General features: G+C 72.2%; 16 protein-coding genes and 3 tRNA genes. 7 read left to right on the top strand and 12 right to left on the bottom strand.

Features of this window, described 5'->3' with window-relative positions; all coding sequences use genetic code 11:
- A complete protein-coding gene (locus N542_RS0108995) occupies nucleotides 1-573 on the top strand; it encodes a hypothetical protein (RefSeq protein ID WP_155992940.1) in 573 nt (190 codons plus the stop codon).
- Between the two features lie 114 nt (nucleotides 574-687).
- Here the strand turns inward: N542_RS0108995 and N542_RS0108990 are convergent, their stop codons facing one another.
- Genes N542_RS0108990 through mobA form a run of 4 tightly spaced genes read right to left on the bottom strand, consistent with a single transcriptional unit; the run spans nucleotide 688 to nucleotide 3200 of the window.
- Nucleotides 688-1248 (bottom strand): bacterial proteasome activator family protein, encoded by a 561-nt coding sequence (locus N542_RS0108990; protein ID WP_028643638.1) that lies wholly within the window; start codon nucleotides 1246-1248, stop codon nucleotides 688-690.
- Nucleotides 1249-1280: 32 nt separating this feature from the next.
- Nucleotides 1281-2255, bottom strand: coding sequence for an NAD(P)H-quinone oxidoreductase (locus N542_RS0108985; protein WP_028643637.1), 975 nt, complete (start codon nucleotides 2253-2255; stop codon nucleotides 1281-1283).
- A gap of 16 nt (nucleotides 2256-2271) precedes the next feature.
- Nucleotides 2272-2598 (bottom strand): DUF6457 domain-containing protein, encoded by a 327-nt coding sequence (locus N542_RS24075; protein ID WP_051551549.1) that lies wholly within the window; start codon nucleotides 2596-2598, stop codon nucleotides 2272-2274.
- Between the two features lie 53 nt (nucleotides 2599-2651).
- The gene (mobA, locus tag N542_RS24070; RefSeq protein ID WP_231482578.1) at nucleotides 2652-3200 is read right to left on the bottom strand and encodes a molybdenum cofactor guanylyltransferase; all 549 of its coding nucleotides are present in this window, start codon (nucleotides 3198-3200) and stop codon (nucleotides 2652-2654) included.
- 18 nt (nucleotides 3201-3218) lie between these two features.
- On the opposite strand from mobA, the gene N542_RS0108970 reads away from it, so the two are divergent.
- Both N542_RS0108970 and N542_RS0108965 read left to right on the top strand, forming a co-directional pair.
- Nucleotides 3219-3983 (top strand): carbon-nitrogen hydrolase family protein, encoded by a 765-nt coding sequence (locus N542_RS0108970; RefSeq protein WP_231482577.1) that lies wholly within the window; start codon nucleotides 3219-3221, stop codon nucleotides 3981-3983.
- An 11-nt stretch (nucleotides 3984-3994) separates the two neighbouring features.
- Complete coding sequence (locus tag N542_RS0108965; protein ID WP_028643635.1) at nucleotides 3995-5164, top strand: hypothetical protein; 1170 nt, start codon at nucleotides 3995-3997, stop codon at nucleotides 5162-5164.
- Here N542_RS0108965 and N542_RS0108960 read toward each other — a convergent pair.
- Nucleotides 5076-5723 (bottom strand): hypothetical protein, encoded by a 648-nt coding sequence (locus N542_RS0108960; protein WP_028643634.1) that lies wholly within the window; start codon nucleotides 5721-5723, stop codon nucleotides 5076-5078. The genes N542_RS0108965 and N542_RS0108960 overlap by 89 nt on opposite strands.
- Before the next feature lie 68 nt (nucleotides 5724-5791).
- On the opposite strand from N542_RS0108960, the gene N542_RS0108955 reads away from it, so the two are divergent.
- Nucleotides 5792-6025, top strand: a complete 234-nt coding sequence (locus N542_RS0108955; RefSeq protein ID WP_028643633.1) for a biotin/lipoyl-binding carrier protein — start codon at nucleotides 5792-5794, stop codon at nucleotides 6023-6025.
- Nucleotides 6026-6054: 29 nt separating this feature from the next.
- Here N542_RS0108955 and N542_RS0108950 read toward each other — a convergent pair.
- Together N542_RS0108950 and N542_RS0108945 are read right to left on the bottom strand one after the other, a co-directional pair.
- A tRNA-Ser gene (locus N542_RS0108950) sits at nucleotides 6055-6139 on the bottom strand.
- A gap of 57 nt (nucleotides 6140-6196) precedes the next feature.
- Nucleotides 6197-6580 (bottom strand): hypothetical protein, encoded by a 384-nt coding sequence (locus N542_RS0108945; protein WP_028643632.1) that lies wholly within the window; start codon nucleotides 6578-6580, stop codon nucleotides 6197-6199.
- Nucleotides 6581-6686: 106 nt separating this feature from the next.
- Here N542_RS0108945 and N542_RS0108940 point away from each other — a divergent pair, with 106 nt between their 5' ends.
- The gene (locus N542_RS0108940; RefSeq protein WP_155992938.1) at nucleotides 6687-7157 is read left to right on the top strand and encodes a hypothetical protein; all 471 of its coding nucleotides are present in this window, start codon (nucleotides 6687-6689) and stop codon (nucleotides 7155-7157) included.
- A 69-nt stretch (nucleotides 7158-7226) separates the two neighbouring features.
- Nucleotides 7227-7320, top strand: a tRNA-Ser gene (locus N542_RS0108935).
- Nucleotides 7321-7753: 433 nt separating this feature from the next.
- Here N542_RS0108935 and N542_RS26565 read toward each other — a convergent pair.
- The 3 genes from N542_RS26565 to N542_RS0108915 form a co-directional block, all read right to left on the bottom strand.
- Nucleotides 7754-8770 carry a TrmB family transcriptional regulator gene (locus N542_RS26565; RefSeq protein WP_051551548.1) on the bottom strand — a complete coding sequence of 339 codons (1017 nt, stop codon included), beginning with the start codon at nucleotides 8768-8770 and terminating at the stop codon, nucleotides 7754-7756.
- A 120-nt stretch (nucleotides 8771-8890) separates the two neighbouring features.
- Nucleotides 8891-10723: a phosphoenolpyruvate carboxykinase (GTP) gene (locus N542_RS0108920; RefSeq protein ID WP_028643630.1), complete on the bottom strand. Its 1833-nt coding sequence runs from the start codon at nucleotides 10721-10723 to the stop codon at nucleotides 8891-8893.
- Nucleotides 10724-10951: 228 nt separating this feature from the next.
- Nucleotides 10952-11467, bottom strand: a complete 516-nt coding sequence (locus N542_RS0108915) for a hypothetical protein (RefSeq protein WP_028643629.1) — start codon at nucleotides 11465-11467, stop codon at nucleotides 10952-10954.
- A gap of 78 nt (nucleotides 11468-11545) precedes the next feature.
- Between N542_RS0108915 and N542_RS0108910 the strand changes: the two genes are divergently transcribed.
- A tRNA-Arg gene (locus N542_RS0108910) sits at nucleotides 11546-11618 on the top strand.
- A 103-nt stretch (nucleotides 11619-11721) separates the two neighbouring features.
- Here the strand turns inward: N542_RS0108910 and N542_RS0108905 are convergent.
- Entirely contained in the window at nucleotides 11722-12165 is a 444-nt protein-coding gene (locus N542_RS0108905; RefSeq protein WP_028643628.1) for a ferritin-like domain-containing protein, read from the bottom strand.
- A 9-nt stretch (nucleotides 12166-12174) separates the two neighbouring features.
- Complete coding sequence (locus tag N542_RS24060) at nucleotides 12175-12483, bottom strand: MerR family transcriptional regulator (protein ID WP_051551547.1); 309 nt, start codon at nucleotides 12481-12483, stop codon at nucleotides 12175-12177.
- Nucleotides 12484-12578 lie beyond the last annotated feature (95 nt).

Here is a 12578-nt window from a genome sequence, read left to right as displayed (position 1 = left end):
GTGGTCCGCCGTCTCCTCACCGCCCTCCTCCTCGCGTGCTCCGCGATCGTGGCGCTGGGGAGCGCGCCGGCGCTGGCCGCCTGCCCGGCGAGCAACGCCGACCTGCAGCAGCGCACCATCGCGGCGGCCGACGTCTTCACCGGGACCGTCGCCGAGCGCACGGTCGCGGGCAACACCACGACCTTCACCGTCGACGTCGACCGGATCTACAAGGGCCAGGTGACGGGCCAGCAGGTGACCGTCACGACCGACAGCCGGCCGCGTGCGTGCGGGCGACCGGGTCTCCAGGTCGACACGGCGTACGTCTTCTTCACCGAGGTGCAGGGCAGCGACCTGGTCATCGACCGGCGCGGCGGCACCGCGCCCGCCACGGCGGCGTACGTCGCCCAGGTCGAGCGGCTGCTCGGTCAGGGCCGCGCGGCCGCGCCGCCGGCTCCGGTCAAGGCCACCTTCACCACCGTCGCCGACGCCCCGGCCGACGCCCTGCGCGTGGCCGCACCCGGCGCCGCCCTGGTGCTCGTCGGCGTCCTCGGGCTGGTGTTCGTGGCCTGGCGCGGTCGGCGTCGGGCCTAGTCCCTGCCGCCGGATCGCTCGGGGCCGGCCGTGCCAGGGATACCCGGTAAACCGGGGATTCCTGAACTTCTCAGGCCTTGCAGTGCCCGAGAAGTCCAGGAAGTGCCTGAGAAGTCAGAGGTACATGCCGCCGGAGTCGCCCGGCGTGGCCGGCGCCTGGGGCCCCTCGCCACCCTCGGGACGCGCCGCGCCCGCCGGCAGCCCCCGCCGCATCTGCTCGAACTGCGCCCGCGCCGCCATCTGCTGGGCGTACATCGTGGCCTGGATGCCGTGGAAGAGCCCCTCGAGCCAGCCGACCAGCTGCGCCTGCGCGATCCGCAGCTCGGCGTCGGACGGGACGGCGTCCTCGGTGAAGGGCAGCGAGAGGCGCTCGAGCTCGTCGACCAGCTCGGGAGCGAGCCCGCTCTCGAGCTCCTTGATCGACACCGCGTGGATCTCCTTGAGCCGGATCCGGCTCGCCTCGTCGAGCGGCGCGGAGCGCACCTCCTCGAGCAGCTGGCGGATCATGCTGCCGATCCGCATCACCTTGGCCGGCTGCTCCACCAGGTCGCCGGCCCCGGTGTGCTCGTCACCGTCGTCGGGGGTGGGGAGCAGCGCCGACGCGGGTACGGCGACGGGCTGGCCGTCCGGGCCGATGACGACGACGTGCTGCTCGGGCTCGCTGGGCTCGCTCATGCCCGCAACCGTAACCGGGGCACCGAAGGCACTCAGACGGTGAGCAGGATCTTGCCGCTGTGCTCGCCCGACTCCATCAGGGCGTGCGCCGCGCCGGCCTCGGCGAGCGGGAAGGTGCCGTGGACGATCGGCTGCACCAGTCCGTCGGAGACCAGCGGCCAGACGTGCTCGACGACGGACGCGCAGATCGCCGACTTCTCCGCGACCGACCGGCCGCGCAGGTTGGTCGCGATGACCGCGCCACGCTTGCGGAGCAGCTTGTTGATGTCGAGCTCGGCCTTGGACCCGCCCTGCATCCCGATGATCACCAGCCGGCCCTCGATGCCGAGGGCGTCGATGTTGCGGTCGAGGTACTTCGCGCCCATGTTGTCGAGGATGACGTCGACCCCCCCGTCGGTCTGCTCGGCCACGACCGACACGAAGTCCTGCTCGCGGTAGTCGATCGTCACGTCCGCGCCCAGGGCCGCGCAGGCGGCGAGCTTCTCCGCGGTCCCGCCCGTCGTGATCACCCGCGACCCGAGGCGGTGGGCGAGCTGGATCGCGAACGACCCGATGCCGCCGGCCCCGCCGTGCACCAGGAGGGTCTCCCGGGGCTGCAGGCCGGCGACCATGAAGACGTTCGACCACACGGTGGCCGCCACCTCCGGGATCGCCGCGGCCGTCACGAGGTCGACACCGTCCGGGACCGGCATCAGCTGTCCGGCCGGTACGGCGACCCGCTCGGCGTACCCGCCCCCGGCCAGCAGGGCGCACGCCCGGTCGCCGACGGACCAGCCGGTCACGCCCGCGCCGACCGCCGCGACCGTGCCGCTGCACTCCATCCCGATGACCTCCGACGCACCGGGCGGCGGCGGGTAGAAGCCCTGGCGCTGCAGGAGGTCGGCGCGGTTGAGGCCGGCCGCGGCGACGTCGAGCAGGACCTCGTCCGGACCGATCTCCGGGTCCGGGAGCTCGGTGACGGACAGGACCTCGGGTCCACCGGGCGTGGTGGCGATGACGGCGCGCATGGACCCACCCTAGGGATCAGGCGTCCTCGAACTCCTCGCCGGTGTGGTCGACCCCGGCATCGTCGGGGATGGGGTCGTTGACGTCGTCGGGGTCGGGCGCGTCCGCGGGCCGGTCCCAGCTCTCGGCGAGCCGCTGCGCGCGGGCCGCCAGCGCCTCGATCTGCTCGGGGTCCGCGCCCTGGGAGCCGGCGGCGTAGCCCAGCAGGTACGTCGAGATGGGGGCGGCCGGCCGGACCACGTTGTGGGCCGCGACCCTGGCCAGGTCGAGCACCAGCGCCTCGTCGACCTCGGTGTCGAGGTCGAGCACGTCGATCAGCTCATCGATCCAGTCGTGCAGGTTCACGACACCACAGTCGTCGCATCCTCGCGGTGCCGCAACCCCCTTCGTGGCGCCGCTCAGAGCTCCCGCAGGTCCGCCCAGCTGTCGATGTCGTGGCCCTCGGCACCGATCGGTGCGACCAGCGCCAGGTCGAGGTCGGCGAGCAGCGCGCGCAGGGCCATCCCGTGCTGCGCCTCCGCACCCGGGCGTACGGCGTCGAGGCGCTCGACCTGCAGCACGCCGGCGAGCTGGCGCCGGCCGTCGGCGTCGGTGAGGAACGCGCCGTCGTGACCGGCCGCCGCGGCCACCAGGCGACGGAAGGTCGAGGCCGTGACCAGCGGCATGTCGACGGCCAGGACGCCGAGGGTGCCCGGGGTGTCGCGCAGCGCGTCCCGCCCGGTGAGCAGCGCCGCCACCGGCCCGCCGTACGCCGGGCTCTCGCGCACGAAGCTCACCGGCCGCGTCGTCGGCACCGGGTCCCCCACGACCACCACCTCGGCCGCGTCGGCCAGGGCCTCGAGCGCGTGCTCGAGCAGGGTGCGGCCCCGGTGCTCGACCGACGCCTTGTCGGCCCCGCCCAGCCGCACGGCCCGACCGCCGGCGAGCACGATGGCGGAGAAGGTCACGTGTGGCAGTCTCGCACCGTGGTGAGTCTGCGCGTCGCTCTCGTCCAGGAGGCATCCGGCCTCGAGCCGGAGGCCAACCGGGCGTCCCTGGACCGGCTCGCGCCGAGCGGGTCCGACCTGGTCGTCTTCCCCGAGGCGTTCGCCCGCGACTTCGGCGAGGCCGGCTCCGACATCAGTGCGTACGCCGAGCCGCTGGACGGCCCGTTCGCGACCGAGGTCGGTCGGGTCGCGCAGGACCGCGGCGCCACCGTGGTCGCGGGGATGTTCGAGCCGGGCGACGAGCCGGCGCGGCCCTTCAACACCCTGGTGGTGCGGGGCGGCGCCACGGCGTCGTACCGCAAGATCCACCTCTACGACTCCTTCGGCTACCGCGAGTCCGACCGGCTGTCGGCCGGGCCGATCGCACCGGTGGTCTTCGACCTCCACGGCTTCGGCGTCGGGCTGATGACCTGCTACGACCTCCGCTTCCCGGAGCTGGCCCGCGCGCTGGTCGACGCCGGCGCGGAGGTGCTCGTCGTCCCGTCGGCCTGGGTCGCCGGGCCGCACAAGGTCGACCACTGGCGCACGCTGGTGCGGGCGCGGGCGATCGAGAACACCGCCTTCGTGGTGGCCGTCGGCCAGCCCGGGCCGCGCTACTCCGGGCACTCGCTGGTCGTCGACCCGCTGGGCGAGGTGCTCGTCGAGGCCGACGAGGACGCTGCCGTCCTCACGGCCGTGCTGGAGCACCCGGTGCTCGAACGGGCCCGCAGGACCAATCCCTCGCTGACCAACCGGCGTCTGTAACGTTCCTCCCCGTGTCCAGGTCCGCCCCCCGTCGTCGCGCCGAGCCGGTGCCCCGGCGGACGCGCCGGGCCACCCGGGCCACCCGCAGTGCCGCCGTGCCCCCGGCGACACCCGTCGAGACGCCGCCGGACTCCCCGGCGGTCCGGCCGGCGGTGCCCGCTCCCGACGTCGATCGCGCGCCGGATCGCGCGCTCAGCCGGAGCCAGCGGTTCGCCCGCTCGCGCTGGCCGCTCGTGCTCTGGGCGGTCGTCGTCCTGGCGGGCCTGGTCGCCCTGGTCGGCTGCCTCCTCGACGTCGGTCCCGCCGGATCCTGCGCGGGCGGCGCCGTGGCGGTCACGACGGCGTACGCGTGGGCGCTCGCCGTCCGCACCGGCGGCCGCCCCCTGGTGTCCGGCGGGGTGGCCCTCGCGCTCGGCCTGATCGCCGCCATCAGCGGCGACGACGCGCTGCGCACCGGGGCCGCGGTGCTGACCGCCGTGGTCTCGGCGGTGTTCGCGGTGATGGCCACCGTCCCGGCGGTCCGGTTCGTGGCGACGGTGCGTGAGGTCGCGATCGCGGTGCTGCTGGCCGCGATCGGAGCGCTGGCGACCGTCGGCTTCGAGCCGGTCGTCCAGGTCGTCCGCTTCGAGTACGCCGTGCTGGGCCTCGCCCTGCTCGGCGCGTTCGCGCTGGTCTACCGCCTCGGGGCCGGTCTGCACGGCCTCGGCCGGCGCGGCGTGGTGATCGTGCTGATCGGCACCGTCGTGCTCGCGATCACCCTCGCGTACGCCGAGCTGCTCCGGCGCTACGGCACCCCCGGCCTGGTCACCAGCCTGCTCGACGTCGTGGTCTGGTCGCGCGACCACCTCGGTGCCTTCCCGCGCCCCCTCGAGACGGCGCTCGGGATCCCCGCCCTGGCCTGGGGCGTGCACATGCGCGCCCGGCGCCGTCAGGGCTGGTGGGTGTGCGCCTTCGGTGTCGCCGCCACCGCGCCGGTCGCCTGCGGCCTGGTCAACCCGGGCGTCACGCTCACCGAGAGCGTGCTCTCGGTGACGTACGGGGCCGTGGTCGGCCTGGTCGTCGGGTTCGTCGTGATCCGGGTCGACCTGGCGGTCACCGGGCCGCGCGGGCGGCGAGGTCGTCGAGCCGAGGAAGCCGGCGCGCTGCGACCGGAGCCGCGCCGTACGCGCGCCCTGCTCTGACCGCCGCCACCGTCGCCCTCAGGGTCAGGTCGGCGGCGAAGACCGGCCGCTCGGCGTGCAGTTGGCTGGCCGGTACGGCGAGCTCGCCGCTCAGCGTCACCTCGACGCCGGCCGCGGGCACCACGACGATGCCGACGGAGCCGACCCGGGCCACCACCACCTGGTCGGGGTGGTACGCCGGCGGCTGGGCGCCCAGCTCGCCCGCGATGATGCTGGTGACCCCTCTGCTCCGGCACCGCTCGAGGCGCCTGCTCGAGAAGCACGGCCCCAGGACCTGCGTCGTGGGCGCGGCATCCAGCCGGATCGCGGCCGACCAGGGGTGCAGGACCGGGAGCCGGGTCGAGATCGGGGCCCCCTCGTGACGGTGGTAGGTCTCCAGGCCGGCCTCGCGCAGCTTGCGCCACCACGCCTGCCGGTGCCGATCGGTGCGCACCCCGGAGCCGACGTACACGTCGGCATCGAGGCCGATCATCGCGTCCAGGTCCTCGCACACGAAGGGCTGGGGGAGGTCCTCGCCCCCGACGGTGGCCACCGCCAGGCGGATCCGGAGTGTGGTCATGCCGACGAGGAGCGGCGTCCGGCCGCCCTGATACCGGGGTACGGGGCGGTAACGACTAGGTTCGCAGCATGGCGCGCGAACAGGTGACCGAGATCGTGGCCGAGATGGTGGCCAACGTGCTGAGCCTGGCGGTCGAGCCGGGCGACCGGGTCGAGGCCGGCGACACCGTCGTGCTGCTGGAGTCGATGAAGATGGAGATCCCGGTCCTCGTCGAGGCGCCGGGCACCGTCCGCGCGATCAAGGTCGCCCCGGGCGACGTGGTCCAGGAGGGCGACGTGCTCGTGGAGATCGTCACCGGTTGAGCAGGGCCGGGCGAGCAGAGCCGGCTGAGCAGAGGGGGCGGGATTCGAACCCGCGGTAGGTCTCCCTACGACCGCTTTCAAGGCGGTTCCGATCGGCCGCTCCGGCACCCCTCCTCGTGTCGGTCCGAGGACCGGGCACCCGAGAAGTGTAGAAGGCGCCGACCGGCGCGATCACTCGGATCCGCCCAGCTCGAGCTCGACCTCGTCGTACGCGAGGTTGCGGAGCCGCTGGGCGTGGTGGCCGACGTCGGCCAGGAGCCGCTGGAGGTCGAGGTGCACGGCGTCGGGGTCCGGGTGCTCCAGCACCCGGGGCCCGAGTGTCCCCATCCGGACGAGCAGGGCGTTGCGCTCGCGCAGCATCCCGCCCTCGCGGGCGGCTGTCCACCCCTCGTCGCCGTTGCCCGCCTCCGCGACCAGCGCGTCGCGCAGTGCCGCCATCTGCTGGCGGACGCGCCAGCGCCACTGACCCGTCGACACCCCGGTCCGGTGTCGGGAGTCGAGCGCCACGGCCAGGCTTCGCATCGCGGCGGGCAGCCCCGTGTCGGTGACGGGCATGGCTGCCTCCCGGGCCCGGAGGAGTGGGACCTCGAGTGTCACCCCGCGGTCGGCCCGACGACAACCCGCTGTCGGGCACCAATCCGGTGTCTTGTTCAATCAGTGCATGCCTGAGGTGTCCCCGGAGGTGTCCGACTACCGGTTCGCGCCGGCGGTCTCGGGCCGGATCGTCGGCGGCCTCCTGGTCGTGCTCGCGGTGCTGCTCTCCGTCGTCACGCTGGTCGTCGCCGTCTCCGGGCTGTCGATCCTGGTGCTGGTCGGCGTCGCGGTGCTCGGCGTGCTCGGCGTCCTGGCGGCGGGGCACCTGCTGACTCGCCGGATCGTCGTGGTCCACCTGGGTACGACGGGCTACCGGGTGCGCCTGGTGCGCGGTGCCGGGGTCACCGCCGCGGCGTGGACCGAGGTGGGCGAGGCGGTCACGGCGACGCCCCGGGGGCTGCCGGTGCTGGTGCTCAAGCTGGTCGACGGCCGCACGACCACGATCCCGGTCACCCTGCTCGACGTCGACCGGGAGCAGTTCGTGCGCGACCTCCAGGGCCACCTGCGCCGCGGCCAGGGGCTGCGCCCGCTCTCGTGATCCCCGGCCGGATCTCGGCCCTGATTCGGCGCGCCGCGCCGCGTGCTTGTAATGTGTGCTCGCTGTCGGGGAGGCGTCGCCTAGTCCGGTCTATGGCGCCCGCCTGCTAAGCGGGTTTGGGGCTACAACCCCATCGAGGGTTCAAATCCCTCCGCCTCCGCCAGTGGCCCAGCCCCCCTCGCGCGCTCGTCGCGGAGGGGGGCTGGCGCACTTCCGGGGGTTCGCACATCTGTGCACTTTGCCCCAAATTGCAGGATGTTGCATTGCAGATAAGTGAGGCACGGTTTGGTTCCGAGCCCCTCACGGATCGCCCACACTTGAAGCAACGGGCCAACCGTGGGGTCCGATCCAAGCAGAGGTGAAGAGAATGAAGATTGTGCGAAAGGCCGCTGTTGTCATCGCGACCGCCATGCTCAGTGTCGGCCTGCTGGGGATCTCCGCCCCCGCCCACGCCGACTTCACGTGGGGTAACTCGCACCGCCGCTGATCGACAGACTTGAGGCTGGAGCCGGACGTCCCCCCACGTTCCCGTGCTCCATGGCTCCCTGGGAGCCGCCTCACGAGATTGAGGGCAGTGGTCCATCGGACCACTGCCCTCAGTCGTTCTCGGGGGTGCTCGTCTCGCTCTCGACGGCGCCCAGCCGGCCGATCGTGTAGCCGAGCTGGAAGCGGGTCTCCGCGTCGAACTCGTCCTTGAGGTCGGCGATGTAGCCCGCGAAGGTCCGCGGGCTGACCCCGAGACGCTTGGCGGAGACCGGGTCGGAGTGGCCCTCGACCAGCATCCGCATCGTCATCGCGCGCTGCTCGCCCGCGATGTGCTTGACGACCGAGGCCTCCTGGCTGGTGAAGGGCCTCGCCCGCTCCCAGGACCGGGTGAACACGTCGACGAGATAGGCCACGATCGTGGGCTCATGGATCGCCAGTGCCGTGCCCAGGTCGTCTGGGGCAGGGATGACGGCCGTACGGCGATCGACGACGATCATCCGGTTGAAGAACTCGTCCTGGGTGCGCACCTCCGCCCCCAGCGGACTGAGCGCCGCGACGTACTCGCGGGTGGCGGTGCTGCGCCGGGCGCTGTGCTGGTAGAGCGTGAGGATCCGGACGCCCCGCTCGAGCATCGCCTTCTCCTTGGCGAGCACGTTGACCAATCCCTCGCCTGTGTCCCGGCCGCTCTGCGGCTGGGCGGTGAGGACCTCCTCCTCGGCGTCGGGCACCACCGTGTGCAGGAACGAGTTGATGGCGTCCCTGCCGTGCAGGTAGCGGAAGGGCCCGCGCTCGGAGGCCTCGGGTGCCTTGCGCCAGACCTGGGCGACGACGTTGATGGCCTCGGCCCAGCGCGACGACTCCTCGAGGAGCTGGGCCCCCTGCTGGCTCAGCGGCGCGACGATGCGGCCGTGCACCAGGCCGGGATCCTCGGCCACCCACCGGTCGCTGGCGGGTTCGAGGCGGACCAGCCCCAGGTCGCGCAGCTGCTCGAACGCAGCCTGCAGCTCGCCGCCGGGCTCGATCCGCGGGTCTCCGGCGACGAGGCCGCCGGTGCCGACGATCTCCTCGTACAGGGGTGTCGCAGCCAGCTCGAACAGCCCGCGCTCGTCCGCGCCAGGTGTCCCCACGTCCCCTCCCGCCAGTCCTCCCGAGACCGCTCGTGCCCCGATGATTCCACAGCGGACCAACGGCGACGGCCCCGTCCGAGAAGACGGGGCCGTCGCGACGTCGTACGGCGTCCTGGTCGGTCAGCGCCCGAGCCGGGCGCGCAGCGCGTCGAGCTCCGTCCAGAGCACGGCCGGCAGGTCGTCGCCGAACTTCTCGAACCACTCCTGGATCTGGGGGAGCTCGGCGGCCCACTCGTCGGTGTCGACCGACAGCGCGGCCGCCAGGTCGGCGTCGGACATGTCCAGGCCGTCGGTGTCGAGCGCGTCCGGGGTCGGGACGTAGCCGATCGGGGTCTCGACCCCCTCGGCCCGGCCGTCCATCCGCTCCACGACCCACTTGAGCACCCGGCTGTTCTCGCCGAAGCCGGGCCACAGGAAGCCGCCCTCGCTGCCGTCGTCGAGCCGGGCGCGGCGGAACCAGTTGACGTAGAAGATCTTCGGCAGCCTGGTGGCGTCGTTGTCCTTGCCGATGTTGATCCAGTGGCCGAAGTAGTCGCCGGCGTTGTAGCCGATGAAGGGCAGCATCGCCATCGGGTCACGGCGGACGACGCCGACCGCACCGACCGCCGCCGCGGTCGTCTCGGAGGAGAGCGTCGCGCCGAGGAACGTGCCGTGCGTCCAGTCACGGGCCTCGAAGACCAGCGGCACGGTGGTCTTGCGCCGGCCGCCGAAGAGGATCGCGTCGATCGGCACGCCGCGCGGGTCGTCGTACTCCGCCGCCAGGATGTCGCACTGCTTGATCGGGGTGCAGTAGCGGCTGTTGGCGTGGCTCGAGAGCTCGTCGGACTCGGGGGTCCAGGGCTCGCCCTTCCACGAGGTGGCGCGTGCGGGCGGGTTCTCGAGGCCCTCCCACCAGATGTCGCCGTCCTCGGTGAGGGCGACGTTGGTGAAGACCGAGTTGCCCTTGTTGATGGTGCGCATGGCGTTGGGGTTGGTGTGCTCGTTGGTGCCGGGTGCGACCCCGAAGAGGCCGAACTCCGGGTTGACCGCCCACAGCCGGCCGTCGGCGCCGACGCGCATCCAGGCGATGTCGTCGCCGAGGGTCTCGACCGTCCAGCCCGGGATCGTCGGCTCGAGCATGGCGAGGTTGGTCTTGCCGCAGGCGCTCGGGAAGGCGGCGGCGATGTACTTGACCGTGCCCTCGGGCGAGGTGAGCTTGAGGATGAGCATGTGCTCGGCCAGCCAGCCCTCGTCGCGGGCCATCACGCTGGCGATGCGCAGGGCGTAGCACTTCTTGCCGAGCAGGGCGTTGCCGCCGTACCCCGAGCCGTAGGACCAGATGGTCCGCTCCTCGGGGAACTGCACGATGTACTTGGTGTCGTTGCACGGCCACGTCACGTCGGCCTCGCCCTCGGCGAGCGGGTGCCCGACGGAGTGCACGGCCCGGACGAACGACGCGTCGAGCTGCTCCATCCGCGCCAGCACGTCGCTGCCCATGCGCGACATCACCCGCATCGAGGCGGTGACGTACGCCGAGTCCGTGACCTCGATGCCGAACATCGGCTTCTCGGCGTCGAGGTGACCCATCACGAACGGGATGACGTACATGGTGCGTCCCCGCATGCAGCCGGCGTAGAGCCCGCGCATGCGGTCCTTCATCTCCTCCGGCTGCATCCAGTTGTTGGTGGGGCCGGCGTCGCGCTCGTCGACCGAGCAGATGTAGGTGCGGTCCTCGACGCGGGCGACGTCGATCGGGTCGGACGCGGCGTGGAAGGAGTTCGGCTTGATGGCGGGGTTCAGCCGGGTGAAGGTGCCCGTGGCCACCAGCTGCTGGGTGAGCTCCGTCCACTCCTCGTCGGAGCCGGTGCACCAGTGGATCCGGTCGGGCCGGGTCAGCTCGGCGACCTCGGTGACGAACTCGAGGATCCCCTGGTGGGTGGTGGGGTGGGTGATGGCGGTCTGCGTGGCGGTCATGCTGGTCCCTCTCGCGATGCACGGTGCTGCCCACGGGAGGGGCGTCGCCGGCCGTCGAGCGCATCGACGGTGTGTCGTGGAGTAGTGGCGGATCGCTCGGCGTCGTTGTCGGCGAGTGGTGGAGCGTCCCGGGGGCCGGAGACCGGGCGGTCTGGCTCGGGATTGCAGCGACAGTACCGGGCTGTCCGGCAGCCACACATTGGATCGATCAATGCTCCGTGGGGAGCGTCACATCCCTTGTTTTGAGCGGGTCTGAGCATCGCGATATGCGTCCACAACCGCCCATGCTTCGGACTTCTCAAGTCCAAAGCGGACCGCTCGACGAGGGGTCAGGTCCGCCGGTGGGATGCTCGCGACGACGTCGTCGCCCACCGTCACCACGACCACGCCGCCGAAGCCGGCCGCCTGGTCCCGAGCCCGCCGTACGGCGTCGGCGGACCCGGCGGCGAACACGACGGTCGTGCCCCACGAGGTGTGGTCGGCCGAGGGCGCGGTCGTCACTCGGGCGACCACGACCGGGCCGGAGTCACCGACGAAGCGGTAGGCGCCCGACTCGCCCAGGCGGCGCAGCGAGGGACGCAGCCGGACCGTGAGCGGCTCGGACATCCGCGGCGCCTCCGGGAACGCCTCGACGCTGCTCGGCGCGGGCCCGGGCTGCTCGCTCCCGCCCTGGCAGCCCGTCAGCACGAGTCCGGCGCCGGTGGCGAGCGCGAGGACGAGTGCGACGGCGACCCGAGGGAGCATGGCGCGATCCTCCCCTGATTTCGGCAACCCTGCTGCGTTCGGCTATCCTCGTCCAGTCGCTCACGCGAGTGGCGACATGCGCCTGTAGCTCAACGGATAGAGCATCTGACTACGGATCAGAAGGTTTGGGGTTCGAATCCCTACAGGCGCACCGAACGAAGAAGCCGCAGACCAGCGATGCTGGGTCTGCGGCTTCTGTCGTTCTCGCAGCACGCCGGTCGGAGCCGGCGTTGCTGCCGACCGGCGCGCGAAGGTCAGGAGACGGCCTGGAGCGCCTTGACCTCGTCGCGGGCAGCGACGACCGCGGCGTGCTGCCGGGTCACAACGGTCCGGAATCCCGCGGTGAGGTCCTGCTGGAGCGCCTTCTCGTACTCCGACACGGCGTGGTCCTCGCCGGTCAGGACCGCCTTGAGGACGCCGTCGGGGTCGTCGCCGGTCAGGGCGTCCTTCAGCGAGATCCACCCGCGGTGCACCGTCGCGGCGACCGTCCCGCTCTCGTCGACGTCGTCGCCGTAGTCCTCGCCCATGGCGACGATCTCGCGGTGGAACTCGGCACGCTGCTCGGACAGACGCTGCAGCGTCGCGGCCCACTCCGGGCGGTCGCTGTCCCGCAGCTTGTCCGCCGCGCTGGCGAAGCCGCGGTCACCGTCCTTGAGCGTCTCGACCAGTTCCTTGGCGACGTGCTTGTCGTCCGACACGATGACTCCTCAGTAACGATGGGATGTTGACGGCGCCGTACCCGTCCGGGGCGTCGACGTAACCCGGGCCCTCAGTCGCGCGACCTCGTCCTCGAGGAGCAGCACGCGCGCGATCCCCGCCAGGTTGAGTCCCTCCGCGAGGAGCGTGCGGATGCGGTGGAGCCGCCGGATGTCGTCGGGGCTGTAGAGGCGGGTGCCGCCCGGTGTCCGGCTGGGCGTGACGAGTCCATGGCGCTCGTAGACCCGGAGGTTCTGGATCTGCATCGACACCAGGTCGGCCGCCACCGAGATGGCGAAGACCCCGCGTGCGTCCGACATGACGACCCTCCAGATTTCCCGATGCCGACCACTTGATCCTTGCCGTGATCGTGGGTATATAAAACCTATACCCAGTGATACAGATCCTGGGACAC

The sequence above is a fragment of the Nocardioides sp. URHA0020 genome, assembly GCF_000620705.1.
GTDB lineage: Bacteria > Actinomycetota > Actinomycetes > Propionibacteriales > Nocardioidaceae > Nocardioides.
This window is presented reverse-complemented; position numbering and strand designations above follow the sequence as displayed.

Coding starts and splice junctions, on each gene's coding strand:
- N542_RS0108915 (WP_028643629.1), bottom strand. CDS start 11,467: ATGCTCCCTCGGGTCGCCGTCGCACTCGTCCTCGCGCTCGCCACCGGC.
- N542_RS0108945 (WP_028643632.1), bottom strand. CDS start 6,580: ATGCCCGTCACCGACACGGGGCTGCCCGCCGCGATGCGAAGCCTGGCC.
- N542_RS0108985 (WP_028643637.1), bottom strand. CDS start 2,255: ATGCGCGCCGTCATCGCCACCACGCCCGGTGGACCCGAGGTCCTGTCC.
- N542_RS24060 (WP_051551547.1), bottom strand. CDS start 12,483: ATGTCGGACGCACGCGGGGTCTTCGCCATCTCGGTGGCGGCCGACCTG.
- N542_RS0108955 (WP_028643633.1), top strand. CDS start 5,792: ATGGCGCGCGAACAGGTGACCGAGATCGTGGCCGAGATGGTGGCCAAC.
- N542_RS0108920 (WP_028643630.1), bottom strand. CDS start 10,723: ATGACCGCCACGCAGACCGCCATCACCCACCCCACCACCCACCAGGGG.
- N542_RS0108940 (WP_155992938.1), top strand. CDS start 6,687: ATGCCTGAGGTGTCCCCGGAGGTGTCCGACTACCGGTTCGCGCCGGCG.
- N542_RS0108990 (WP_028643638.1), bottom strand. CDS start 1,248: ATGAGCGAGCCCAGCGAGCCCGAGCAGCACGTCGTCGTCATCGGCCCG.
- N542_RS0108960 (WP_028643634.1), bottom strand. CDS start 5,723: ATGACCACACTCCGGATCCGCCTGGCGGTGGCCACCGTCGGGGGCGAG.